A 26,437-nucleotide genomic window follows, 5' to 3' on the forward strand; every position below is an offset into this window, starting at 1 on the left:
GAAATATACAGGATTTATCCTCGCTATCAACCTATTGTATCATATTACAACTACAAGAAAGGCTTCTTGCAGTAACTACTTTTTTATTATTTTTACAAAAACATAACCATGCAAAAAACAAAAGACATCTATTCTGTATTAGGAGAACGAAATATCTTTGAAGAGTTTTATGAATTAATTGAAAAATATAGAATGACAAATAATTCGTTTTCAATAAACTCCAGCTGCGCAAAGTCTCCCGACTTTGAGCTAGCAATATAACAAAGTCAATCTTTAGAGGTTGACTTTATTTGTATAGTAAGACCTTGAATAATTACTCTAAAATTTATATATTTAGAATAAAACAAACACAATGAAAGAGGGTTATATTATAAGAGATCAGGATAAACCTCATTTTATCACTTGTACAGTTATAGATTGAATTGATGTTTTTTCCCGAAAAACCTATAGAGATATCGTTATAGAAGCGCTAAAATATTGTATCAAAAATAAAGGAATGATAGTCTACGGCTATGTCATTATGACTAATCACATTCATTTAATAGTACAATCAAAAAGTCATAATTTATCAGATTTATTAAGAGACTTTAAAAAATTTACTTCCAAAAATATCCTGGAAAAAATCAAAAGTGAACCTGAAAGTAGAAAAGAGTGGATGTTAGAGAGGTTCTCAAAAGCAATCGAAACGCATAATAGAAATAAGTGCTATCAATTTTGGCAATATGGCAATCATGCTGAGGAAATATTTACATTACATTTTATGTGGGATAAGTTAAATTATATCCACCTCAATCCTGTAAGGGCTGGATTTGTTGAAAAAGGATATCATTATCTTTATTCTTCAGCTGGTAATTATGTTTTTGGAAAAGGATTACTTGAGGTTGAGATTGCTGAAAATCCAGTCATAGATCCTACTAAGAAAAATGAATTTTGGAAATATAATAATTATGATGAATGAAAATAAGTGCTCAAAGTCGGGAGACTTTGCCAGCGGGGGATGTGATAAAAATGTAATTTTCATGTTTATCGTTTTTCTAAAATACAAAATAATACGTCAAGTTCTGTCGCTATTAGGTCTGATTTTTGTTGATAAATAATTGATTTAAAATCAATGCATATAAAAATCGTTTCATATTTTTGCAAACTTTTTTATTTCAATATTAATGTGTAACTTTCAAATGTAAAACAAAACCATTATGTACAACTGCTTTGATGTTGCAAAACAATTTCTGAAGTTAGCCAAAGAAGATGGTGTTGGTATAGAGCCAATGAAACTTCTAAAGTTGACTTACATTGCACATGGCTGGCATTTAGGATTCTTTGGCAAGCCATTAATTTCAAATACTATAGAAGCATGGAAATATGGGCCTGTAATTCCAGACCTTTATCATGTTACTAAAACTTTTGGATTTAGCAATGTTGATATTAATACTTTTCAAATAAGATCAACTACTGAATTGAAAGAAAATGATGCTAAATTCTTAAAAGTGATTTGGGACAATTATAAACAGTTTTCTGGACTTGATCTTTCCACTAAAACACATTTAAACGACACTCCTTGGAAAGAGGCATATGATGGCTCATTCAATAAAGTTATTGAAAACGCTACAATAGAAAAGTATTATAAAAATCTAATTGCAAATCCTCCAAAAATAGAGACCGAAGAACATGCCTAATATTAATGATGTTCAGAATTACTTCAATGCTAATCCCCGTCCAGTATCTTCCACAGGAAGTGATGATGGCCAATCAATTAATGAAAGAAACGCATTGTTTGGTATAAGTCTTGAAAATTTAGGAGCTGAACATATAAGCTTATGGGTACAATATATGTCTAATAGTGACAAGCACTATAGAAAATATGAAAACCTAATGGCGGAGATTCATGTTAAAAAAGAAGAGCTAAAGCAAAAGACACTTAATAGTGAGTCAGAGAGAGTCCTTAGAGAAAAAAATGCGGTATTAGCTTTTAGATTTTCTGCTATCTGGGCAGGATTTATTGGTTTTTTTATTTTATTACATGGTATAAAATGTATTAAAGTGCCTTTCTATACAAAATTAATAGAAATTCCATTTAATTTGTCAGAAACGGAATTTATATTCGTCTGTGGTACATTAACAGCATCAATACTTATTTTTTACCTTACCGTAATTAAGAATTTATTCCCAAATAAACCTGAACAAAAAGATAGTTCTGGAAATGATAGATAGATAGATATAAATTTTAATATCTATGAATTAATTGTAGTTAGTTTTTAGATTTAAATAATCCTTTAAAGATATTATCAAATTCAGTTTTTTCGGTCACGTGATCAGCTGTTATGTATATATCTCGGCCAACAATAATTATTTTCTTAATGTCGATCCCGCTACGCAAAGTCTCCTGACTTTGAGCAAATAAAATAAAACCAATCTAAATAAATAATCTCCGAAGTCTTCAGACTTCGGAGATTATTTTATTATTCTATTTTAAAATCAAACAATTCTTGAGGATTAACTTCCAAGCCTTTAGCAAGTTCCTGTATTGTTGAAATTCTTAAATCAACTTCTCCCTTTTCAATTTTGCTGATATTACTATGGTCTACATCACATTTTTGAGCTAACTCTCGATAGCTTAATCCCATCTTCTTTCTAAATTTTTCAACTCTTTTACCAAAAGCTATTCGAAATTCAATTTTATCCATTGCAATACCATTATCAGAGCAATTTGGAAAGTTTACAATAAAAATTTGTAGTTGAATTAACCTACAATTCAAAAATTATATTATATTTGTACAATAAGCTACAATAAATGTAGCTTTGCGATACTTCAACGAAACATAGAAGCTATTGCTTAGAATCTTGTAATAGAAAACTGGTAATTTTTAAAGCAACAAGAAGATAAGCAGGAAGCTCACGACCTAGGCGTGGGTTCTCCTTATCTGTTGCACGGTATACCAGTACCTCTATTACAGATATTGTAGAGTCCCATGCCGTTTTTATTTTCATGCAGTTCTGCTTTTCTACAATCATCTTTTTCTAAGCCTGCTTTCCCACATCAAGTATCATGAGATGTTACAATGGGGTGTACAATCCATTGCGGCCTTAAGGCTTTCAGAAAGACACAAATTTTATCATAAGTTTTTATTTTTTGTCTTGTAGGGCGGGAAGTTCTGCCCATGCTGAACTTCCTCCCTTTTTATAACCTATAAAAAATCGTGTCATACAAATAGTATTTAGGTTACAGAACAAAGCTTAGCTTATACCGGTATCATGAAGTTTCCATGATGCATACCCCACTACGTTCATACAACCCAACCATGATGAAAAGAAATAATCCGTTCCTTATAGAAGGAATTAATTACAAAATACGAAAGCATGAAAAAAACTAAAATACCCTTTGAAACCCAATGTTGGGCAGTGCGTAAAAAACATTCCGGAGTACAGCTCATGGAAATATTTTTTCAGTTCAATGATCTGGCGGCCTCTAAAGAGCGGTTAAACCGCATTATGAGTTATGCAGTAAAGAGAAATACCTGGATCAGGGAAGATCCTTCCGCCATTATTCACTTTCGCCAGTCGATGCAGTCGTTTGTGCGGGCAGGCTATCTCATCACGCTGAAGAAAAAGAAAAGTCCCCTCCCTACTCGGTTGAAAAAAACCTCTCCCCTGCTACTGGGTTTGCTTTCGGAGAAAGAATACCGGAACCCGCTGCTGGTGTTCAAAAAAGCATTCAGAGAATACAGCATCAAGGAATTTGACTATTTTATTTGCGGGATGGTTTATTTCGCATTAGGTGCTTACCGCAATATCCCGGAAAGTAATATCGTGAATCCGTACATTCATCTGACAAAAATGCTGGATGCAGCCCATCTCATTCTGGAAAGGAGAGGAAAAAAATAGATGAATATTTTATGGAATTTTACGAGCTAAGATCAACATTACTGAATAAGTATGACCATGATGTAAAGATTAAATTTGGAGGTTAGAAAAATAATACAAACAGCCATGAAACGACAATTATTCATATTTATATTCCCCAGCTGTGTAAAGTCTCCCGATTCTGAGCCGATACATAAAACAAAAACAGTATTTTTAAAACCTTTACAGGACAGCTAGATATTTCCTGCACTTCAAAAAAAGACGAAATAGAAAGAATTTCAAACGATATAAAAGTACTTATGAATCAGGCTGAAATTGAAATAGAAAATTTTGAGTTAAAGCCGGGAGAAAAAATAATTGCTTATTTCTCAGAGTTACCACCCATTAAGGGGCTTCCGTATAAAATAATTTTAGTTGAAAATCCTGACGGAGTTATCCATTCGAAATTCAGGCAGTGGGATACATAACACAACCTTACGCAATGGGCTCTTGGAATTTATAATCTGGACAGACTCAGGATCATAGTGGACGGAAAAAAATTTCCACAACAGATAAGGCAATGTTGAGGGAACAGTTTTCACTGTTGGAGCAAATAAAACTGCCGGAAAGTATAAGCGATGAGAAAGCAATTGTTTTGGATGGTTCTGAATGGAAATTCGGAATCAATCTTACAAATGAAAATATTAATTACACTTGGAAAGCATCAACAGTAGCTATCAATCTATTCGTTCCGATCATTGAACTGATGAGAAAACAGCATTTGGATAGAATTGAATGATTAAATCCCAAAAGTGACCGTAAAAACAAAAAATTATTTTGATCTTTTTGGTTTTATGCTTTATTTTACCTTTCTAATAAACAGAAATATAAAAATTAAAATGGGAACCCTGCACGAAGTCTATCAGCTGCAACCGAAAGTCCTTACTTGTGGTGCCATCCTGCGCGTCAGGAAAGACCAGGAAACTCTTTTCTTAGAAAAATATGCTATCAACAGAGACTTGTATAATGAAGGACAGGGAATTTTTTCAAATACATTTGTAACCCATTCTGATAATGGAAAAGTCAGAAGATATGCACTTTACGCAAAAGAAAAAATAATTGATTTTGAAGAGCCCGGCGTATATATATCAATACAGGATGGCAGTAAAAATGGTTTTGGAAGAGATTTCGACGAATTGATACATGAGATGTCTCCCTATTTGGAAGACACCTTATTTTATGTAATCTGGGATTTTATAATCAACCGATACGAAATTAAAAATGGAAAATTACATTTCAAAAGTACGGAGAACTTCTCCTCCTGGAATTATAATTTCGAAGATTATCTACTGGCAAACTATACATCTTCCACACAACTCATTGCCGATTTTTATGTTGAAAAAGCAAATGAATTGATATTATTACATAATAGATTAAAAGAGTATGGAAACAATCCAAATGAGCTGTACGAAATAGAAGAATATGAAGAGTTGCTAGCCAACATTAACAATCATAAGAAGTACATTCCAATTGGGAGATTTACGGAATTGGAAAATTGGCTGAAAGTTCAGATTAATGAGTATGAATCGTAAATTAGATACAGATGAGTATTGAACTGATCCTTAATTTATATAAAAAGATCATACTATTTGAATATAAAAAGATCTGATTAAATAATGGAAAAAGACAGTTTTGAAAATTTTAAACGAGAAACAGGATAAAAAGCAGACCGCTTGAAGAAACCAAAATTATTTATGAATATTTAAAAGAAGGTAGTGACTACCTAGCAAAATGGTTATTAGAAAAAATTGAGGTTCACAAAAATAAATAATAATTGCCTTATTAATCCTTAGCAGCAATTACCAGACGATGGCAAAGTATCACGGCTCTGAGCCACTAAAATAAAAACAGTACTTTTAAAACCTGCTTTGAGGTACGGACATTTTCAGGATCCTCTGGGTGGTTTAATAAAAACTAATAAATAACATGAGGGTAGCCATTTTTTCTGATATACACGGTAAAATATTATTGCCTTTCAAATTGGTTGATCTCTACCAAAAAGAAATATCATTGATTTTATTTTGCAGTGTGGAGACATGGGAGCTTATCCCAATATCGACAATCTGGACAAAGCCAAAACCAATCACCAAATCATAACACCATTGAAAACAAAATTAGTACTCCTCGCATTTTTGGGATCATTTTTAGCCCATGCACAAACACTTAATTTTCGAAATCTCGCCAATATGTCCGGAGGCAGAGGTGCCGCAGCCAGTGTAATAGTGGATGATAATATATACGTGAGCAATGGGTATCAGGAAAAAGCAAGTGATGCAAAGCCCTTCTACTTTGAGTTAGAAACACAAATCATCCGAAGCCATCATTACTTTGGATAGTGAGAATATCAGTAAATGATATATATATATGTAAATAGAATAATACAATGAAATTTTTAAAGCTGCTTTTTCTGATTCTTATCATCAGCTGTACAAAATCCAATTCAAACACTAATGTGGATCATTACGATCATTTTAATATAAATCCCAGTGATAAAAATTGTGAAAATACCTTTCAATTTGGAAAAGCAAGCTTATGTATTCCAAAAATTGCAGGAATGTATAATATAATTCACAACACAACATCCAAAGATTATATACAAAGCAAGAATTTTCCTGGAAATACTCTTGTTGCTTATTATGTAAATAAAAAAATATATAAAAATTTACAAGTCTTATGGGAAGATCAATTTGATGATTTTTTTCAGATCTATGTTACCAATCACAATGAAAATAAAGATGTAGACACTTCTTATTTTACTGAAGTAAATGAAGATTATCTCAAAAAATATTTAAATTCTGATAAGTGGGAAGCGCTAAAAGAAAGACTAGAAAATATAAATGAAAAAAATGTTTTTGAGAAACCGGTAATAATAGAAACCTATTCATTATCTAAGAATTCAATGCAATATGTTACATTCATAACCATCAAAAAGGAAAATACATCCAAAAATATGATTACAATTGGAAATATGTTCATTGTACAGAACCGTTTATTTTTTTCTAGTTATAATAAATTTTATCATAACTTCAACTCAATAGAAGAAGCCAAAAAGAGAAATAATGAGCTTATGCTAAAAATCATAAACAATAACAAATAATTAATAATCATAAGGTTATACAGAGCCTCCCAACTTTTGAATCAGACAAATAAATCATCCGAAGTCTACAGGCTTCAGATATGTTTCCTTTTTATAAAGTAAAATCCACGTTATAAGTAGAATATCATTGCAATTCGTAGATTTGAGCTACAGAAAGCTAAAACTAATTATCATGAGAAACTCAATTCTAATAATTGCTCTATTACTATCAACATTTTTATATCCGCAAAATCATTCGGATACAGCCGACCAAATGATTGATAAAATGTGTTCAGATCTCAAACAAACTGAAGACCTTAGTGATTCATTAAGAATAGAAAGCATAAACAATAAATTTATTCTTCCCTATCTCACTCAGTTTTCAGATTCAGAACGTCAGGATAAAATTGATCATTTATATTTCAGATTTCAAAAAAGATGTCAGTACTTTAGAGATTATCTGCAAAAAACAGATCCTGTAAAAAGTGATAATTGGGTGAGGCTGAATGTACGCCCAAACATTACAATATCTGAAAGTGAAATCAATAAATTTAAGAACAATAGTGAATTCTACTATTTGGAATATGATGGTGATAAAAAGACAATAGTAAAAACGGACAATACCTTTTGGATAGAAACGTTTCCTAATGGAACAAATTCAAAATTATACTATAAATGGATCGGTAAAAATAAATTCGAACTGGAATTTATTGAAAGTAATAATAATATTAAAAAGAACTTCAGCAAGAAGGAAGATCGATATATTTATGAAATTATAAATAAAGAAAATAATTTTTACTGGATCCTTCTTGAAGCTCCAAACGAGATAGTGAAATTTAAATTATTTGTAGGGAAATAGATAAGACTCTGTACAAAAAACTGCTAATGAAAACAGTATACAAAATCATCATTATAATTCTCATCATTATTTCAATTAAAACTCTTGCAAGTCCACAAATGCCGGATTATATCATTTATAAAAATGATACAATTCCAACTTACAATCTAATCCTAGAAAAATATTTACAGAAAATAAATCCTGGGAAAGATCAACTATTCGGATTAAGTTTTAGAAATCGTGAAAGTTTTGGAGTTCCTTTAAATTGTTGGAGAGGTTATCAAGCAATTTATGAAGTTATAGATGAAAAATTATATTTAACACGAATTATTTCGTGTGGAGAATTACAAGGCAAATCCAAAATTAATATAGAAGAATCCACAAGAAAAATAACGGAAATATTTGGAAATAATGTCCGGAATAACCGCGTTTTAATTGATTGGTTTTCGGGAGTAATCAATTTTCCCACAAAAATAAAAGATAATAAAGAAATCCGTTGGGATGGTGTATTTTACAGAATCTTTGAATACGAAACTTTATTAGATTTTCAAAATGGAAATTTAATAAAACAACAAATCGCTCATAACTACCAAAAGATCCCAAAAGGAATCAATCGAATAGATAAAACAAAAATTTCTGATATTTTATTTAAACAACTGAAAAAGCAAAAATGGGAAAATGACTGTTCAGGAAAATATTTAATAACGATTGGGAAAGATGGCAAAATTTCAAATGTTAGAATGCCATATTTATAATAAAACAAACACAATGAAAGAAGGTTATATTATAAGAGATCAGGATAAACCCCGTTACAAAGTCTCCTGACTTTGCGCAAAAAAAATAAATCATAAAAAGCCAGAGACTTTGAATTCCTTACCAAACGAATAAATTATTTTTTCAGAACATACTTCACAGTAAAAAGACTTCAAAAAACAAGGGGAAATCAAACCGTTTTTCTTTAATAAATTCATTTCTAAAATAAATTTTCATTAGTTTAGTTTTATTGAAAATATACCTCCATGAAATTACTAACTACTTTTCTGGCAATTTTTCTTAACATTTGGGTCTTAGGGCAAAAAAGTAAATCTGTAAAAACTTTTGCAGAAGTGAAAAATGATTCGATCATATCGGTTTCAATAAAAAACATGACTGAAGATTCATTATTTATTCCCACACAAGATTCAAAGTTTTATATGATTAAAGAAATGAAGAGTAGCTCTGGAATCTGGAAACCAATTGAATTTTGGAGATACTCTACCTGTGGAAATAGCTATTTTGAATCCGTTACAATTCCTCCAGAGAAATCAAAACAAACCGAAATACAATTCACTAAAGGAAAATCGTCTACTGAAATTAGAATAAAATTCCTTTTCAAAAATCAAATATATTATTCAAATAGTCTAAAAGTAAAATTAAATTTATCCGTATTTAATCAAAAGAAAGACCTTTACAGTGACTCTGTATATAAAAAAGCATTAAATGTTTCGGATGAAAAATTGGCAGCTAAACTTGTATTCCTAGAACCGTTTGCAATGGAGGAATTATTAGCAAAACAAAAGCAATGGATAGAGAGAATAACTCTTAAAAATAAGAAACTACGAGAAAATAAATAATCCATTTGATAGATAACCGCTCTATTTTTAATAGTTTTTTTATTTTTTCAATATACAGGCAAATCCTTTTTTAAAACGAGATAAATTATCCCCACTTCCCCATTTCCTATCCCCCAACTTTTACTTATATTTGTTTCTATAACGTACACAAATATGCAAAACAAAAAAATACATCAGGGGAGAAATATCAAGCGTTTTCGTGAGATGATGGGCATCAAGCAGGATGCTTTGGCTTTTGATCTTGGTGAAGACTGGAACCAGAAGAAGATTTCACTTTTGGAGCAGAAAGAAACGATAGAAGAGGATATTTTAGAAAAGGTTTCTCAGATTCTGAAAGTTCCTGTGGAAGCTATTGAGAATATGGATGAAGAAGAGGCTGTAAATATAATTGCAAATACTTTTGGAGATCATAGCATTGGATATCAGAAAAATGATAATCCTATTTTCAATCCTATTGAGCAGGTCCTAAAACTACACGAAGAAAAAATTGCGCTGTACGAAAGAATGCTGAAAGAAAAAGATGAGATGATGACCAGACTGGAGCAGTTGATTCAGAAATAAAAAACGCTCCCTATTAGGATATGGACAGTGCCCTCATTAAATATGTCAGTGAAAATTTATCCGCAGAATTGAGAGAAATCTCAACATCAAAACGTGCAGGATATGAGAATGGGTTAACTATTCATGAAAAAGCCATTATTTATCACTACACAGATTCAGGATATGACTCTTTAAATGAACGATTAAGAAATGGACAAGATATAAATGATTTTGGACTTTTTTTAAATTATAGCTTAGATAAATTACCCGATTACCAGGCTCTTTGTTACCGTACCATTCGGTGTCCAAAAAGAGATCTTGAAAAATATTATTCAGCATTCAAGAACAATGGCATTATTATTGAGAAATCTTTTTTATCTTGCAGTAAATCAATACTATTGGCACTTCAATTCAGTAACAGCCCCGTATTCATAATTTTATCAAAAAGAGGAAAAGATATTGAAAAAATCGCTAAATTTGGAGTAGATAGCGGACAAAACGAAAAAGAAATTGTATTTAAATCGGGTTCAAGATTTAAAGTATTAGACATCAAGGAAGCAGAAAATAAAATTACGATAACGTTAGAAGAGGTATAAAAATGGATTTAATAAAAGAATACTATAAAAATACAAATTTCAAAAATGACTCTGATTTTTTTGAGAATTTGGAAGACATTTTTATGTTCGGAAATATTAAATCTGAATATAAAAACAATGATTTTATCAACCATAAAGAGTTAATCAATTTACACCTAATAGATTTTCTTAAAAGTTTATTATCAAAAGATTTATTAACCAACAAAAGAGAAAAAGTTGCTGCTATTAATTTGATTTCAGAAATGGATCTTAGAAATGAATTTTTGGAATTAATTAAAGAGAAAAACACCAATAATACAGCTGAAATTTCTGAGAGATTAGGAGCTAAATTTATGTCATCAGTAGATAAAAGCAAACATTAATCTGTACTGAAAAAAGACTATTCCAATGTGAAGTCTTACTATTCTATCTGGAAATTTTATACTAATAATAACCGCTCTATCTCCTGAGCGGTTTTATCTTTCAAATTCTATTACTTATGTTCAGCTCATTTTTATCCCTCCAACTTTCCCTTATAAATACTAAACTCATATACCATTGAAAACAAAATTAGTACTCCTTTCATTTTTGGGATCATTTTTAGCTCATGCACAAACACTTAATTTTCGAAATCTCGCCAATATGTCCGGAGGCAGAGGTGCCGCAGCCAGTGTAATAGTGGATGATAATATATACGTGAGCAATGGGTATCAGGAAAAAGCAAGTGATGCCAAGTATATTGAAAAATATAATATTACTGATAACAGCTGGAGCATTCTCAATTCCAGCCTGCTTCCCAAGAGATTTGCTAATTCCGAAACGTACAATAATAAAATTTATATTTTTAACGGTTGGGGAAACAGCCATCTTGAAATTTTAGACCTTGCCACCAATACAATAACGAAGGGAGCCGTTAATCGTTCCTATACAGGAAATGCAGGTTCTGCCATCTATAATGGCAGAATATATGTGTTTGGCGGCAGCGGACTCAATGGAGCGGCAACCACTAAATTTTCTAATAAATTTCAATATTACGATATTGCTTCCAATACATGGAATCCATTACCAGATATGCCTACAGCCAGAGAAACAAGGGGTAAAATTGTTAATGATAAACTATATGTAATTGGTGGTTTTAACGGTACCTCATCACGTCTGATCAATGTATATGACCTCAACACTAATCTTTGGATCAAACAATATACGATGCCTTCTGGTATATCCGGCCATTCATTAGCCGTATCCGATAATAAGATTTTTATTGTAGGCGGCTATAATAATCAAACTTTTCTGGCCTATTTTGATACGACAACCAATAAGCTGCATCAGCTATCATCCAATATGATTCCCAGAAGACATTCTGCAGCGGAAATATATCATAATAAACTATACATCATCGGTGGAAGTACAACGTCTCTCACCAGCTCAGCTATTAAAAGCATACAGGTGGCAGATATTAACGAAATTGTACTCTCCGCAAATGAAGCTCCTGAAGCTCCTGTATACAAGACAAAGGTGTACACCAATGCAGCCAGAGACGGTTTTGTAATCAGTAATAAAAATAACAGCAATCAATTTGAATACACTGTTTATTCCACAGATGGCAAACAGATCAACAAGGGTTTTGCCTATTATAATAAAACGATAGATTTATCAAGAGTACAGCGCGGAACTTATATTTTTATTTATAAAAATCAGAAAGGACTTTTACAAAAGGTCAGGATTGTAAGATAATAGTATCTCTTTGAATGACGATCAACTTCATGAATCATTTTCTCATTTTATCATTACCATATTCTTTCTAAGTCATTTCAAAAAAAAATATAAAACAGAAGTTCCTAAAGCGAGACTAAAGACCTAAAAATATCATCAAAAACATATTTAAATATTCATTGATGTATCTTTTATTGCAGCAACCCCAACACTCTAAATCATCATCTTTATTTTGTCCACCAAAACCTCAAGATAATAAGTAACATTTATGTAAATTAGCGCACTCTAAATAAAAAAACTAATTTCTTTAATTCATGAAATACTTATTTTTCACATTTTTCTGCATCTCAATGAGCTTTGCACAATCTTCTCAATATGGCCTGGATAAACTTGGAAAAAACCCCGTAACATTTATCGATAGTGTGAAGGTCAACAGATCTGAAATTTTAACCTTTGATTCCAATCGAATCACTTTAATGTCTGTTTATGATCCCGGCGAAGCGACCAGTTTAATCGGAGAAGATGGGAAAGACGGAGCTATCTATATAGAAACAAAGGACTTTGCCAGAAAAAGATTTTTAAGATATTTCAAATCTAAATCAACCGAATTTTCAGGACTATTAGAATCTAAAGGAAATGACAGTACTTTTCAGTACATCCATAACGGAAAAGTTCTAACCAATAATTTTGAAGGAGATCTGGCTCTTATTGATGACAAAGTTTTCAAAACAATCAATATTATTACGAAAAAAGAATTATCATCACAGTATAACATTACAGATAAAGATTATGGGATTATCATAGCATCCAATGCTCCGGAAGATTCGTCTAAAAAAGAATAAAGATGAACATTTGGCTCCCCTATTGCTCCTCTCTGCAAAGTGTTCCGGTTTTTCCGCACGGGTAAAATAAACAGCTCCTAATACCGGAGGCTTCGGAGAGCGGAGCAAAAAGAAAATTTTTCGCTTCTTTTTCCGTTTCTACATCTGGCTGTTGTACTCGTATAACCTCCTATCAACTAACCATGTAATCAAAATAAAAAGATGCTTTTTAACTCCATACAATTTGTCTTATTTTTACAAATAGTATTTCTGCTCTATTGGTTTGTAACAAACAAAAATCTCAGACTTCAAAATCTACTTTTACTTATAGCCAGCTACTTCTTTTATGCCTGCTGGGATTGGCGCTTTTTGTTTTTGCTCATGTTCTCTACCCTTCTGGACTATTTTACAGGCTTGAAAATGCAGCATGCAGAAAATCAAAAAAGAAAACGTTTTTGGTTTTGGCTTAGCATAACAGTAAACCTTGGATTTCTTGGGATATTCAAATATTATAACTTCTTTGCAGAATCTTTTACCGAAGCTATTTCTCATATAGGTCTGCAGGTAAATCCATGGACATTAAAGGTAATTCTTCCGGTGGGTATTTCATTTTATACTTTTCACGGGCTTTCATATGTGATTGATATTTACAAGAACAGAATTAAAGCAGAAAAGAACTTTGTTGATTATGCCGTTTTTGTGAGTTTCTTTCCTTTACTTGTTGCAGGCCCCATTGAAAGAGCAACCCATCTATTACCCCAAATCAAAAAAAAACGAACTTTTGACTATACAAAAGCAGTTGACGGCTTACGGCAGATACTCTGGGGACTGTTCAAGAAAATAGTTATTGCTGATAATTGTGCGGAAGTTGCCAATCAGATTTTCAATAACTCTGGAGATCAATCCGGAAGCACTTTAGTATTGGGAGCTGTACTTTTTGCTTTCCAGATTTACGGAGATTTTTCAGGGTATTCTGATATTGCTATAGGAACGGCCAGGCTTTTCGGAATAGATTTATTAAGAAATTTTGCATTCCCTTATTTTTCAAGAGACATTGCAGAATTTTGGAGGCGCTGGCACATTTCTCTTTCTTCATGGTTCAAAGATTATTTGTACATTCCCTTAGGAGGCAGCAAAGGGGGTAACTGGATGCGCATCCGTAATACCTTTATTATTTTTATTGTAAGTGGTTTCTGGCATGGAGCAAACTGGACGTTTATTGTTTGGGGAGCTTTAAATGCTCTTTTTATCATGCCATCCATTGTAATGCAAACCAATCGTAATAATTTGGAAACAGTAGCAAAAGATAACTTATGGCCTACAGTGAAAGAGTTTTTTCAAATGGCACTCACCTTTACTTTGGCAGTGTTTGCCTGGATATTTTTCAGAGCAGAAAATATAACACACGCATTTTCCTATATTTCAGGTATATTCTCCAAGTCTCTTTTTTCCATCCCAACCATCAGACCCCTTTTTATAGTTATTCTTATTATTATTTTTATGGTTATTGAATGGCTGGGGAGAGAAGAGCAGTACGCTATTGCAAAGTTGGGAATAAAATGGAAAAGTCCATTAAGATATGCACTGTATTATGCGGTCATTATTGCGATATTTTGGTTTGCAGGTAAAGATCAGCAGTTTATTTATTTTCAGTTTTAGCCTATGAAAAGATTTATTTCAAAAACAGCATTCTTCGTTGTGCCATTTCTGGTTTTATACATCATTGCGTATTCGTTTTCCACAGCCGATGCGGGAGACTTATTGCGTTTAGGACATCTTCCCAGTTCAGATAAAAACTACCGGCAAAACTTCACTTCTTTTAATCATACAATAAAATATACAGAGCTGTCAAAATCGAAAGAAAAAGGGAAGACATATAAAATTCTGACTATAGGAGATTCATTTTCAGAGCAGGGTGAGTCCGGTTATAAGAATATTTTAGCCAATGATTTCAGTGTTTTGCATATTGACTACTTTATTTTAAATAATCAAATCCAGAAGTTGATTGAATTATGCAACGGTAATTTTTTTGATACCTACAAGATTCAATATGTCATTTTACAATGTGTAGAACGAAACTTACCGGATAAGATACAAAATATAGACTATAATGCCAGGGTAACCACTCAGAAAATTGATTCAATTATTATCAATCATAAACCCCAGCAAGAGCAGGATAAATACGATTTTTTTTCACGTACAACACTGAGATTTCCTTATTTCGCTTTTAAATACTTCACAAACAGAAATTATCTGTCAAACGGACAGGTTTATAATTTTGAACTGAATACCGCATCATTATTCAGCAATCATTCCAATAAACTGTTTTTTTATTATGATGATTTGAGTAATACCACAAAAAATAATTTACCTGAAACCACGATCAAACTCAACCAAATTTTAAACAGGCTTTCTGAAAAGCTTAAAGAAAAAAATATAACTCTGATATTTTTGCCTTCCCCGGACAAATATGACCTGTATTATGATTATATCATTGATAAACAAGGTCTGGCTAAACCTATATTTTTTGATAATTTTAAAAAGCTCCGTAAAGAATATATCTATATCAACTCAAAAGAAATATTAGCAAAAGAATTGAGCCATAAAAAAGACATTTATTATTTTGATGACACCCATTGGTCACCAATAGCATCATCATTAATCGTACAGAAAATAAAAGAAGCAATACAGTCACATGAATTAAGTACGAATGCGGAACAACGTCCACACTTGCATTCAAAATAAAATTATGTTTCTCCGGCTTTGAAAAAAACAAATCAACACTCGACTTTTAAGCCTTTACTTGCGTACTTCTTATTCATAAAACCTATTCAAAAGTACATTATAAATAGCCGGAAAAATATATATTTGAATTAGAATATATTGAAAGTAACAATATGGGAAGAAAGTCTGCCAACTTAAGGCACACAATTTCTTAACGCTAAAACTCAATCCAATAAACACACGTTATGAGAACAACTTTTTTTTCTGACATACAGGGTAAAATACGTTTAACAATCATTTTCTCACTTTTTTCATTTTGCATTTTTGCTCAAAATATAAATCGTGATTCAATCAAGATAAATGTTCAGAATGAAAATTCAAATTTTTATTACGAAAAGCTAATCTATAAATTTAAGTTTGACCCTACTACCTTATCGGATGAGGAAGTAAAAAATTTATATTATGGGAAAAATTTTTCAAAATATAAAACCTCTTTTTTTGATGCAGACTATTTGGATTTCACTAAAAACTTCGGTCAGGGAAATTTAAAAAAAGCCATCATTTATGGAGAAAAATATATAGAAAAAGATCCAACAAATTCTGAGGTTCTTACTTATATGGTAGTTGCCTATAGAAATAAGGATAAAGAAGCCAAAAATTATTATTTATACGCCCTGCAATCAAAGACATTAGTAGACTGTATCCTGAAAAGTGGTGATGGAAAAACAAAAGAAACCGCTATTAAGGTAAATTCTGTAGGCGAAGAATACTTAATTGCAAGTATTCTTGGTAAAAACATCAGGACTTTCAAAAGAACTTCAATAATGCAGAAGGATGGAACAATAGATGGATTTTCAAAAGGAAATGAATCAATATACTTTAAGGTATTTGAAAGTAGTGAAGACTTTAAATAGCCCCTTTCCAAATCATATGGAAGATTAAAATAGCCGACAGAATCTGGAATTTATATGCCTCATCTTATGGCTGGAAATAATTGAAGAAAAAAATTAAAGTAATTTTTTTCTAAATTTACTGGCAAATAATATTAAACTAATACCGTTGCCCCAGAGCATACCATTCCAATGAAAAATAAAATCTACATTAAAAATGTAATCATCTTCTCCTTAATCTTATTTCTTGCAAATCGAGCCCTCTCTGTTTATTTCCACTATTTCAATTTAGGAAGCTTTTTAACAGGGGATACTTTATTATTTTCTATTTACTGGTATGCATTAACGTTCTCTTATATTTTAGCCATCTACTTTGCGCTGAGAAAAACAATCCTTGAAAGTAAGGAATTAAAACTGGCTAAATTGATCGTAACATCCTTAGCCATCATTTTCATTGCCTACAATCTCAGTTTCTTAGCAGAATACATTCAATATTATTATATTGATGAGAAAGACAAAATCGTTACTCATAATGCTGCAGATCCGTTAAAAGATATCTTTAACGGCGAGGACAACTCTGCTCCAAGTTATGAACCCTTTAGTACTTTCATCAAATACCCCTATTTAGTCCTGGTAGATATATTTTCAGGCTTCAAAATCATTAAATTATTTTTCTTCCTGATAACAGATAGAATAATGATGCCCATCTTGTTAAGTTTAGCTTTATACAAATGGTATAAAAAACATCCCGAAAAAATAAAATAAAAAACAATTCCTTCAAAATATACTTCGAAGTCCGAAGACTTGGGCTGGCAATTGGCAGCTAGAACAATACAAATAAAACCGTTCAGTTTCCGGAACGGTTTCATTATTTTAAAGAGCTTTTTTTCAGCCCATATCAATTGCTTCCATACCATCATCTTATCTCCAACTTTTACCTATATTTGTTTCTACAACCTTCACAAATATGAAAAAACACAAAGAAAGAAATATCAAACATAGTCATGGGACTTTTATCACTTAAGTCTGTCTATAAAATCCGATAACCTATCATTCACCAGGTTTTAAATAAAAATCCAAAAACAAAAACACCATCCATGAAAAACCTCCAGCGGGAAGATCTCCACATCATAAGCCGCCACTCTAATCTGACAGAGCGGGACATTGAAAGAGCCCTAAAAGAAAATATTTATCATGATAAAGAAATGTGGCAAAAATTTCTGCGCCTGTTTTTTATCACCCTTGGCATTGGTTTTACCACTGCTGGTATCATTTTCTTTTTTGCCTATAACTGGGCTGATCTGAATAAATTTGCCAAACTGGGACTCACGGAAATCCTTGTCATTGCAACAACTATTATTGTTTTACTTCCAAAACTAAATAATACCACAAGAAATATTATCCTGACAGGATCGTCATGCCTGGTCGGGGTTCTGTTTGCCGTCTTTGGGCAGGTCTATCAGACGGGCGCCAATGCCTATGACTTCTTTTTGGCATGGACTCTTTTTATAACGCTGTGGGTAGCAGTTTCCAACTTTGCTCCGTTGTGGCTGTTGTATATTGTACTACTCAATACAACCTTCTTTTTATATACTGAGCAAGTGGCCAAAGACTGGTCTCCGCTATTAGTGATTACACTGCTTTTCCTGTTCAATACAACCCTGCTTCTGATCTTTATTTTTCTGGAACAGGATAAAAAAATTGAAAGAGTACCCAAATGGTTCACTTATATTCTGGCTTTAGGTTCTGCAACCTTTGCAACGGCAGGAATGATTTTCGGCATTTTTGATGGATATGATTCCGTATTTCCTGTTTTCATACCGATCATTTTACTGGTTTTTGGTTTCGGAATCTGGTACGGTATACAGTCTAAAAGTGGATTCTATCTCTCTGTAATCCCGCTAAGTATCATCATTATTATTTCAGCTTTACTCCTCAAAACATCAGAAGGAGGAGATATGCTTTTATTAGTCAGCCTTTTTATCATCGTGAGCATTACACTCGTGATCATGAACCTGATTAACCTTCAAAAAAAATGGAACCATGAGAAATAAAGAAGAAATAAGAGAGCTGCTGGATTATTTCCAGACCACCGAAAATAAAAATATCACACTGAATGAAAAAGCCATTTTTGCTGCTTATGAAAAAAATGATGACCACCAATCTTTAGCGGTAAAAATACTGTCTATCTTCGGAGGCATTCTGGCAAGTCTCGCTTTTTTGGGCTTCCTGCTCATTGCAGGATTGTATGACTCTACTGCGGGTCTTTTGATATCGGGAACAATAGGAATTACCGCAGGAATATTTATCAATAAAGCTTATGATAAAATCATCATTGATACGATAAGCGTTTCATCTTATATCATTGGCTTTGCCCTTTTAACATTCGGTTTGGCTAAACTGGAACTTAATGAAAATGTCATAAGTCTTATCTGTATACTGATTGCGGCATTATCATTGGTAATTGTACAGAGCTACATCATTGTCTTTATTTCTGTACTCATTATCAATGGAGGAATTCTGGCGCTCATTGTGGGGAATCATAGTTTTGGGATGATTCACCTCTACACCTCTTTTCAGGCTATCCTTCTTACGGCTGTTTTCCTGAAAGAAGCCAGAATAATTTCCTGGAATCCCGCTTTTTCAAAACTATACAATCCGGTTCGCATCGCTTTGATTTTCTCTTTTCTGGCGGGATTAAGTTGTATGGGTAATGATTATATTGAAGTATCAAGAGATTATCTTTGGATATCATCCGTTATTATAATCTTTAGTATCATGTATACCCTTTCCCGGGTTTTTGAAGTATTGAATATTTCCCAAACCACACAGAAAACAGGAATTTATATCGTAACCGCTGCTTTATTGCTGCCTACTATACTGTCTCCGGCCATTTCCGGAGCTATCTTAATTATTCTTTTAAGCTTTCTGGTGAATTATAAAACCAGTCTGGCCATTGGTATTATAGCATTCATTTATTTTGTTTCACGGTATTATTACGATCTTCATTTCACCCTGCTGACAAAATCCATTCTCTTATTTTCGTCCGGAATTTTATTTCTGGGACTGTATTTATTAACCCGTAAAAAACTAACCTCAAATGAAAAAGTATAAATGGGTCATTATTCTGGCAAACCTCATTATTTTGCTGGTCTATTTCAACTATTCTGTTTCCAAAAAAGAAGAAATCCTTCAGGATGGGAAACTGGTTCTTTTGCAGCTGGCTCCGGTAGATCCCAGATCTCTGATGCAGGGTGACTATATGACCTTACGATATAGTATCTCCCAAAATATAAGTCCTAATCATCTTCCGAAAAGAGGGTACTGCGTGGTACGCCTTGACAGCAGGGGCGTAGCAGAAAAAGTAAGGTTCCAGCAGGAAGCAGCCCCATTGAATAAAGATGAATATCTCATTAAATACACTTCACCCAACGAATGGAACATCAATATCGGTGCAGAATCTTTCTTTTTTCAGGAAGGGCAAGCCGAAAAATACAGCAAGGCAAAATACGGAGGCGTAAAAATTGATAAAAACGGAAACAGTTTACTGACAGGCCTTTATGATGAGCGGCTGAAAAATATAAAATAAGAACATCACTCCGGATATACTCAGAAGTATACCCTCTAATATTCAAACAACAGCATGAAAAAAGCATTTGAGTTTCTTACTCATTTAAAAGAACATAACAATCGGGAATGGTTTGCCCAGCACAAATCCGAATATGATCAGATTGTGAAAGAAAATAAAGTTTTTTTTAATCAGATCTATACAGAACTTCAGGAATATGATAACCTCAAAGGAATCCATATTTTCCGAATTTACAGAGATCTCCGTTTTTCAAAAGATCAGTCTTCACCTTATAAAACCAATTTCGGAGTTGGATATTCCCGCTCAAAACCGATGTTAAGAGGTGGCTATTATATTCAGCTGGAACCTGGCAACACTTTTGTAGGGGGCGGATTTTGGGGGCCTGAAGCCAAGGATTTACTCCGTATCCGTAAAGAATTTGAAATCAGCACTACAGAAATTGAAAAAATTACCTCTGACGAAACTTTCATAAAATATTTCGGAGAGCTCAAAGGTGATTCCGTAAAAACAGCTCCCCGCGGTTTTGATAAAAATCATCCTGCTATCGATTTGATCAGAAAAAAGCAATTTGTAGTGATGCGGAAGTTTACCGACAAGGACGTTTTATCAGACAATTTTCAAAAGGAAGCACTGCTCACCCTATTGGCTATGCGCCCTTTCTTTGATTATATGAGTGAAGTACTGACAACGGATCTTAATGGCGAACCGTTATTTTAAAATCAGAACTTGATCTTATGAACCGTTCCTCTCTTTTAGATGTTTCCTCATTCTTAATTAGTTTTTATCCCCATATATTATTTCCTAACAAAACTTGAGAAGGCTATTTTATTTAAATTTGCAAACAAAAAATATTAAACCAATAACCCAGCCCCATAATTATATATATGGAAGAAATTTTTAAAAAGTACGAAAAGACAATACCCAGAAAACACAGTATAAGTTTTTCTCCAAAATATAAAGAAGAATTCAGAACATTTGTAAATGAAACACTTTTTATTGCTATTGCAGAGAAAACATTCGAAAAATTAGATTGGGACATTGTTTACAAAGATGACTGCAGTATAGAAGCAAAGCGTAAAGAGATAGGATGGGTAAATGAACGCTGGACAGAAATCATTACAGCCAGTTATAAAAATGGTATAGTTCTAGTAAAAAGTGAATCTTTAGGCAGTGAAATGTGGGATGTAGGGAAAAATTCTAAAAGAGTAAAACTTTTTATTTATGCCTATCAGGAAACTTTAAAGACTTTTGACAATCAGTCTCTCAAAAAGCTCGAAAACGAAGTAGAAAAGAAAAATAACTGGGATGACTATATCATCCCTGAAACTCTGCCACAGCCTACGCCAGCAAAAGTTCCCAATATAACACTGCCAATTATTGGCGGTTTATTTCTTTCTTTAATACTTGGTTTTATAGTAGCATTTCTTTCCATAAAAGGATTATATATTATTATGCTTTTTGAATTTCTGGTGGCGACAGGAATTGCTTTTGGTATGAAGTATTTGATTAAGCTCTCAAACTACACAGACTTCAACAAGTTACAATATCTTCTGGCTACCATGATTATATTGACCTATCTCTCTAATCAGTATTTTCAGTATGAGATAATTTTAAATACAAATAACCTTGAAAGAATTGGATTTTGGAACTTTTTACAGATTAGATTTACACAAGGTTTTATGATAAACAAAATGAATCTGGGTTGGATTGGCTGGATCATTAGCTGGATTTTACAACTTGGTTTAACTGCCGTTTTTGCTTATTTAAAAATTGTTACTGTTTTCACAAAATATCTTATTGAAAGAGTACCTATTGAAGTAGTTGATTTTACCTACTATTTTTTACTAAAAGATAAATCAGAAGAAGAAATAAGAAAGGAGCTGGCTAAAAAAGGCTGGTCAGACATAAAAAACCAAAATGAGGTTTTTGAAGCGGTTGGAGGATGGCAAAACGCTACACAATTAAACAGAGACAAATAAAAATACAGATTCCCTTACTGTACAAGAATACAATCCTTCGAACAGTAAAATAAACTTTTAAAAACCACTCCGAAGTAAGGAAATTTAGTAAGGTAAAGCCATTTTATTTTAAAATTATCTCACTGTTGCAAAAAATATGTAGTGACCTCACAAATATAACTTTAATATAAAGACTCTTTTCTCAATATAAACTGCTTTCATTCTGACAGCAGTTTTTTATTATCTGCCCTACAGATAAGGATTCCCGTAAGGTAAGCCCCACAACTTATTCTACTTTTGATATTCAATTTTTACTATTAAAAATAAAACAATGAAAAGACTAGTATTAGTATTTACCGTTCTGATTTTTGGAATTTCATATTCTCAAACTGAGCCAAAGCTTGAAAATGATACCCTTACCACCTCAACAGGTTTCAAAGTCTATGAAGGGCTTGACTTAAAAATCGGGACAGGTTCTATGAATGACGGAGATTTTAAATTCATCAGAACGAATGCTTCCTCAATGTTCAATTATTCTTCAACAACAGGCTATCAGGGTTTGGCCAATCAGGCCAATTCTTTTAGAAGGAGTAATTCCGGTCTGACATTCAAAGTAAAAAAAGTAATGCCAAGAGGAAGCAAAAAAAATGGTTTTGTTTACTATGCTAAAATCGGAAGCGGTCTCATCAACTATGAAATTGACATTGAAAATGCCATCAAATCTGGTGAGCTGATCGTTCCCGATGAGTTTTCGCCCAAAGAAAAAACTCAAAATATCAATTTCGAAACAAAATATGATAAGCTTAAAAAAATAAAGGAACTCAAGGATTCCGGAGTTTTATCTGAAGAAGAATTCCAAAAGGAAAAGGATAAAATAATGACTTCAAAATAAATTTTGATACAGCCGTTCTGTTTTTCAGAGCGGTTTTTTATTTTTTTTTCACCAATGAATCATCCTTAAAATTCGATTTCCCTTAAAGAACCATTATTCTAACATTTATATGTAGATTTAGGCAATAATAACCATTCTATGAAAGCACAGGAACTTGATACATTTCTCACAAAAAGAGTGCATGTATTTGATTTAAAAAAGAAAGCTTTTGAGACGCTTCATGAAATACTCTCAGAAAACCCTGAAGAAGCTCTAGGCGGCTTTACCCCCAGTGAAGTCACCCTTCTCTTTGACGGATATCAATATCTCATGGATATGCGGTACAGTGATCCTATTATCAGAGCAAGAATAGGTTTATATGTGGAAAACGAACTCTTTCTTGATCATCTGCAGCCTATAGGTTATTACGACCTTGAAGCAGATCTTGATGGTGAAATAGTGGACGACTCGCTGATCATTGAACAGGAAAAATATTTGAAAGATATTGGCATCATTGCACATTTTCAAAGTATGAATGAGAAAATGCCACTGGAATATCTGAGAAAAGATCATATTCAATACGAGTTTGTCACTTACATTTCTATGATCGGAACGCTATTCGTAAGTAAAAATTTTGAAGGGGCCGGAGTGTTCATTCATTATGCAAAAACCTATTTAGAAACAACCAAAAATAGTCTTCCCGACAAAGATTATTTAAAAGAATCAAAAAAGTTTTTGAAAATGATGAGTACCTATCTTATAAAAAACAATCTGGTATCGGAAGAGTTGCAACAAAAAATAACTGAATTATTTAATTTATAATAAAGCTTTTCATAACAGTGAAAAAGTATTGAATACCTATATTTACAAACTCAAAACATAAGACCTATAGTTTAGACAGACGGTTTGACCTTTGAATAAAATGAAATAACCATTTCACTAAAATTTTAATAATGAAAGAATACACCTTACCACATTTCGGGCAGTTGTCCACAGAAAATTTAGAAGAATATTACGATGTTTATGTTGATTTCAATGGAAATGAAATTCAAATCGATCTTAATTTTGAAAATGAAAAGATTGATGCAGTAAAATTGGATAAAGTAAAAAATTATCTTGAAAATATTGAGAAATTTGATACGCTTAATAAAACGCACATTCTGCATGATTACAATGATGAAGAAGGCGACACCGTAAAATATTACCTGGAACATCATCTTGAAGAAATTGAGCAAGATGAACTTTCAACATTAATAAATTTTGATGATCTGACAACGGAACCACAAGATCAGCTTCTTACAAAATTAGAATTAGTCAGAATTGGGCTTTATCCTCACAGTGAAGATCATTTTGCCATTTTAGACTATTCTATAGGAAAAGAAATAACCGACTATCTGGTAGTTATCAACACAGACGAAAACGGAGAACTGGATTATATGGCCATGGAAAGCTAAAATAAAGATTAACATTTACTAAAAGCATTAAAACCCGTTCTTACCATAATAAGACGGGTTTTATATTAATATGAAAATCATATAAAAAATTTCAAAGAAATTTAATGGAGGTGGTAATGATAATTATTTACCAGAAAGACTTTAATGTAACTTTCACAAACCAATTACAACCTAAAAACTATCCATTTTAAATGTTATGAAACAAGTAACAAATTTCACCCTCATCCTCATAATTTCAATATTACTGGCCGGGATATATGGAATTATCCATGATCAAATTACGTTTACAATTTCTCCTGAATACTATACTCTTTTAAAATTTCGGCAGTTCAACATTAAAAATCTGCCATTACATACAAGGATAAAAGTTGGAATAGTTGGATTTTTGGCTACATGGTGGGTGGGTTTATTCTTAGGATTTGTTTATGCTTTCATTTCATTGTTCCGTGATTCTAAAAAAATACTTAAAGTCACTATAATATCAATTTTGATCAATCTCTGTATAACTTTTATATTTGGAATCTTAGGATATTTATTTGCTGTTTTATTTTTATCTCCAGAAAATACCAACTGGTATATACCCCCCGGAACAAAAGATATTCACAATTTTATAAATGTGGGTTCTATCCATAACTTTGGATATATAGGAGGTATTGCCGGACTTGTTATCGGAATAATTTACCTGATACGAAAGGCAAACCTTGTTTTTGAGTAAAAAATAAATATACTTTATACAGATGTAATGTGCAAGGTGATGAAAAAATGATTCTGAACAACATTTATCAGAATTACAACAGATACGGGAATTCACTGGTTTTATTTTTTCAGAAAGTTTTTGCAAAATACTCTGTGTAGGTCAGCATTAAAAAAAGACTTATTTTTAGGGTGAACTTAAAATCAAAACCAAAACAATCATTCATGAAAAAAGTAATACTAGATCTCGCAACTACCTTAGATGGCTTTATTGAAGGACCCAATGGAGAAACAGATTGATGCATCATGGATGATGATATGGATTTTGAGGGCTTTCTTTCCAGCATAGACACTATTTTCTATGGAAGAGTGAGCTATGATGCCTGGGGAAATTACCAGCCGGAAGAAAATGCAGGTCCGGAAGAACAAAAACTTTGGGAGGCTGTTCATTCCAAGAATAAATTTGTGTTTTCCAGTCAAAGAAGAGAAGATGGAGGAGCTGTTTTTATTAATTCTGATATTGCAGAAAAAGTTTCAGAAATAAAAACTCAGGCCGGTGGGGATATCTGGTTATATGGTGGGGCAAGTCTTATCAAAACCTTTATTCTGCATAATCTGATTGATATTTACAGAATATCTGTTCATCCTGTTGCTTTAGGAAAAGGCAAACCGCTTTTTGAAGATTTAAAGGAAAGGTTAAATTTAAAGCTTGTTAAAACCAATGTTTTTAAATCTGGTGTTGTACAGCTTGTGTATACTACTCAATAATAATAAACTCACCTATTAATAATGATAAATGCTCAGCTTGAAACCATCATTCTGTATGCAAAAAACGTTCAGATCCTTAAAAACTTTTATGTAGAAAACTTCAATCTGAAGGTCATTGAGGAAGATCAGATCTGGGTTTTGCTAAATGCAGGATCCGCCAATATCGGGCTCCACAGAATGGGAGAAGAGTATCTGGAGAAAACGGATACCACCCGCAGCTATGATAACAATACAAAAATAGTTTTTGAAATAGATGTGGATATAGAATCAGGAAGAAGTCAGCTTATTTCTAAAAATGTTCACATGAGGGAAATCAAAACTTTTGACAACTACCCTTTCTGGCTGTGCGATGGCACTGATCCTGAAGGAAATGTATTTCAACTGAAGAGCAAAAAATAAAACAAACTATACCAT

At 32.5% G+C, this 26,437-nt stretch carries 34 protein-coding genes; 32 read left to right on the forward strand and 2 right to left on the reverse strand.

Features of this window, described 5'->3' with window-relative positions; genetic code table 11:
• Positions 1-421 precede the first annotated feature (421 nt).
• From AC27VX_RS13310 to AC27VX_RS13320, 3 genes are all read left to right on the forward strand, one after another.
• Positions 422-958 (forward strand): transposase, encoded by a 537-nt coding sequence (locus AC27VX_RS13310; RefSeq protein WP_488696192.1) that lies wholly within the window; start codon positions 422-424, stop codon positions 956-958.
• A 238-nt stretch (positions 959-1,196) separates the two neighbouring features.
• Positions 1,197-1,676: a Panacea domain-containing protein gene (locus AC27VX_RS13315; protein ID WP_488696018.1), complete on the forward strand. Its 480-nt coding sequence runs from the start codon at positions 1,197-1,199 to the stop codon at positions 1,674-1,676.
• Positions 1,669-2,211: a hypothetical protein gene (locus tag AC27VX_RS13320; RefSeq protein ID WP_488696020.1), complete on the forward strand. Its 543-nt coding sequence runs from the start codon at positions 1,669-1,671 to the stop codon at positions 2,209-2,211. Before AC27VX_RS13315 ends, AC27VX_RS13320 begins: the two co-directional genes overlap by 8 nt.
• A 248-nt stretch (positions 2,212-2,459) precedes the next feature.
• Here AC27VX_RS13320 and AC27VX_RS13325 read toward each other — a convergent pair whose 3' ends face one another.
• The gene (locus tag AC27VX_RS13325; RefSeq protein ID WP_488696022.1) at positions 2,460-2,684 is read right to left on the reverse strand and encodes a helix-turn-helix domain-containing protein; all 225 of its coding nucleotides are present in this window, start codon (positions 2,682-2,684) and stop codon (positions 2,460-2,462) included.
• Positions 2,685-2,826: 142 nt separating this feature from the next.
• Entirely contained in the window at positions 2,827-3,012 is a 186-nt protein-coding gene (locus tag AC27VX_RS13330; protein WP_488696024.1) for a hypothetical protein, read from the reverse strand.
• A 345-nt stretch (positions 3,013-3,357) separates the two neighbouring features.
• Between AC27VX_RS13330 and AC27VX_RS13335 the strand changes: the two genes are divergently transcribed.
• The 29 genes from AC27VX_RS13335 (at position 3,358) to AC27VX_RS13475 (ending at position 26,422) form a co-directional block, all read left to right on the forward strand.
• Entirely contained in the window at positions 3,358-3,882 is a 525-nt protein-coding gene (locus AC27VX_RS13335; RefSeq protein WP_488696026.1) for a hypothetical protein, read from the forward strand.
• A 278-nt stretch (positions 3,883-4,160) separates the two neighbouring features.
• Positions 4,161-4,328, forward strand: a complete 168-nt coding sequence (locus AC27VX_RS13340; protein ID WP_488696028.1) for a hypothetical protein — start codon at positions 4,161-4,163, stop codon at positions 4,326-4,328.
• 92 nt (positions 4,329-4,420) lie between these two features.
• A complete protein-coding gene (locus AC27VX_RS13345; protein ID WP_236856106.1) occupies positions 4,421-4,639 on the forward strand; it encodes a hypothetical protein in 219 nt (72 codons plus the stop codon).
• A gap of 100 nt (positions 4,640-4,739) precedes the next feature.
• The gene (locus AC27VX_RS13350) at positions 4,740-5,432 is read left to right on the forward strand and encodes a hypothetical protein (protein WP_300688743.1); all 693 of its coding nucleotides are present in this window, start codon (positions 4,740-4,742) and stop codon (positions 5,430-5,432) included.
• Between the two features lie 489 nt (positions 5,433-5,921).
• The gene (locus tag AC27VX_RS13355) at positions 5,922-6,236 is read left to right on the forward strand and encodes a hypothetical protein (RefSeq protein ID WP_488696030.1); all 315 of its coding nucleotides are present in this window, start codon (positions 5,922-5,924) and stop codon (positions 6,234-6,236) included.
• A 116-nt stretch (positions 6,237-6,352) separates the two neighbouring features.
• Complete coding sequence (locus AC27VX_RS13360) at positions 6,353-6,997, forward strand: hypothetical protein (protein WP_488696032.1); 645 nt, start codon at positions 6,353-6,355, stop codon at positions 6,995-6,997.
• Between the two features lie 172 nt (positions 6,998-7,169).
• Entirely contained in the window at positions 7,170-7,835 is a 666-nt protein-coding gene (locus AC27VX_RS13365; protein WP_236856111.1) for a hypothetical protein, read from the forward strand.
• Positions 7,836-7,861: 26 nt separating this feature from the next.
• A complete protein-coding gene (locus tag AC27VX_RS13370) occupies positions 7,862-8,569 on the forward strand; it encodes a hypothetical protein (RefSeq protein WP_488696034.1) in 708 nt (235 codons plus the stop codon).
• 264 nt (positions 8,570-8,833) lie between these two features.
• Entirely contained in the window at positions 8,834-9,427 is a 594-nt protein-coding gene (locus AC27VX_RS13375; RefSeq protein WP_488696036.1) for a hypothetical protein, read from the forward strand.
• Between the two features lie 153 nt (positions 9,428-9,580).
• Positions 9,581-9,988: a helix-turn-helix domain-containing protein gene (locus tag AC27VX_RS13380; protein WP_236856117.1), complete on the forward strand. Its 408-nt coding sequence runs from the start codon at positions 9,581-9,583 to the stop codon at positions 9,986-9,988.
• 20 nt (positions 9,989-10,008) lie between these two features.
• Entirely contained in the window at positions 10,009-10,563 is a 555-nt protein-coding gene (locus AC27VX_RS13385) for an ADP-ribosyltransferase (protein ID WP_236856118.1), read from the forward strand.
• Positions 10,564-10,565: 2 nt separating this feature from the next.
• Entirely contained in the window at positions 10,566-10,925 is a 360-nt protein-coding gene (locus tag AC27VX_RS13390) for a hypothetical protein (RefSeq protein ID WP_236856119.1), read from the forward strand.
• A gap of 175 nt (positions 10,926-11,100) precedes the next feature.
• A complete protein-coding gene (locus AC27VX_RS13395; RefSeq protein ID WP_488696039.1) occupies positions 11,101-12,276 on the forward strand; it encodes a Kelch repeat-containing protein in 1,176 nt (391 codons plus the stop codon).
• A gap of 293 nt (positions 12,277-12,569) precedes the next feature.
• A complete protein-coding gene (locus AC27VX_RS13400; protein WP_488696040.1) occupies positions 12,570-13,097 on the forward strand; it encodes a hypothetical protein in 528 nt (175 codons plus the stop codon).
• 201 nt (positions 13,098-13,298) lie between these two features.
• A complete protein-coding gene (locus AC27VX_RS13405; RefSeq protein ID WP_488696042.1) occupies positions 13,299-14,735 on the forward strand; it encodes an MBOAT family O-acyltransferase in 1,437 nt (478 codons plus the stop codon).
• A 3-nt stretch (positions 14,736-14,738) separates the two neighbouring features.
• On the forward strand, positions 14,739-15,821 hold the full coding sequence (locus AC27VX_RS13410) for an alginate O-acetyltransferase AlgX-related protein (RefSeq protein ID WP_488696044.1): 1,083 nt from the start codon (positions 14,739-14,741) through the stop codon (positions 15,819-15,821).
• 224 nt (positions 15,822-16,045) lie between these two features.
• Positions 16,046-16,714: a DUF4919 domain-containing protein gene (locus tag AC27VX_RS13415; protein WP_488696046.1), complete on the forward strand. Its 669-nt coding sequence runs from the start codon at positions 16,046-16,048 to the stop codon at positions 16,712-16,714.
• A 168-nt stretch (positions 16,715-16,882) separates the two neighbouring features.
• Positions 16,883-17,455 (forward strand): hypothetical protein, encoded by a 573-nt coding sequence (locus tag AC27VX_RS13420; RefSeq protein ID WP_488696048.1) that lies wholly within the window; start codon positions 16,883-16,885, stop codon positions 17,453-17,455.
• A gap of 332 nt (positions 17,456-17,787) precedes the next feature.
• On the forward strand, positions 17,788-18,744 hold the full coding sequence (locus AC27VX_RS13425) for a DUF2157 domain-containing protein (protein ID WP_488696050.1): 957 nt from the start codon (positions 17,788-17,790) through the stop codon (positions 18,742-18,744).
• Positions 18,734-19,804: a DUF4401 domain-containing protein gene (locus tag AC27VX_RS13430; RefSeq protein ID WP_488696052.1), complete on the forward strand. Its 1,071-nt coding sequence runs from the start codon at positions 18,734-18,736 to the stop codon at positions 19,802-19,804. The genes AC27VX_RS13425 and AC27VX_RS13430 overlap by 11 nt, the downstream gene beginning before the upstream one ends.
• Positions 19,791-20,279 (forward strand): GDYXXLXY domain-containing protein, encoded by a 489-nt coding sequence (locus AC27VX_RS13435; protein WP_488696054.1) that lies wholly within the window; start codon positions 19,791-19,793, stop codon positions 20,277-20,279. Before AC27VX_RS13430 ends, AC27VX_RS13435 begins: the two co-directional genes overlap by 14 nt.
• Before the next feature lie 54 nt (positions 20,280-20,333).
• A complete protein-coding gene (locus AC27VX_RS13440; protein ID WP_236856130.1) occupies positions 20,334-20,996 on the forward strand; it encodes a DUF2461 domain-containing protein in 663 nt (220 codons plus the stop codon).
• Positions 20,997-21,163: 167 nt separating this feature from the next.
• Positions 21,164-22,258: a hypothetical protein gene (locus AC27VX_RS13445; protein WP_488696056.1), complete on the forward strand. Its 1,095-nt coding sequence runs from the start codon at positions 21,164-21,166 to the stop codon at positions 22,256-22,258.
• A 310-nt stretch (positions 22,259-22,568) separates the two neighbouring features.
• Positions 22,569-23,129 carry an SHOCT domain-containing protein gene (locus AC27VX_RS13450; RefSeq protein WP_300688767.1) on the forward strand — a complete coding sequence of 187 codons (561 nt, stop codon included), beginning with the start codon at positions 22,569-22,571 and terminating at the stop codon, positions 23,127-23,129.
• A gap of 138 nt (positions 23,130-23,267) precedes the next feature.
• Complete coding sequence (locus tag AC27VX_RS13455) at positions 23,268-23,930, forward strand: hypothetical protein (protein WP_488696058.1); 663 nt, start codon at positions 23,268-23,270, stop codon at positions 23,928-23,930.
• Between the two features lie 131 nt (positions 23,931-24,061).
• Complete coding sequence (locus tag AC27VX_RS13460; protein ID WP_236856138.1) at positions 24,062-24,562, forward strand: DUF2004 domain-containing protein; 501 nt, start codon at positions 24,062-24,064, stop codon at positions 24,560-24,562.
• 196 nt (positions 24,563-24,758) lie between these two features.
• Positions 24,759-25,277, forward strand: coding sequence for a hypothetical protein (locus AC27VX_RS13465; RefSeq protein ID WP_488696060.1), 519 nt, complete (start codon positions 24,759-24,761; stop codon positions 25,275-25,277).
• 284 nt (positions 25,278-25,561) lie between these two features.
• Positions 25,562-26,023 carry a dihydrofolate reductase family protein gene (locus AC27VX_RS13470; RefSeq protein ID WP_488696062.1) on the forward strand — a complete coding sequence of 154 codons (462 nt, stop codon included), beginning with the start codon at positions 25,562-25,564 and terminating at the stop codon, positions 26,021-26,023.
• A 21-nt stretch (positions 26,024-26,044) separates the two neighbouring features.
• Entirely contained in the window at positions 26,045-26,422 is a 378-nt protein-coding gene (locus AC27VX_RS13475) for a VOC family protein (RefSeq protein ID WP_488696064.1), read from the forward strand.
• The last annotated feature ends 15 nt before the right edge of the window (positions 26,423-26,437 follow it).

The organism is Chryseobacterium sp. 14P4.3.2, from assembly GCF_057799275.1.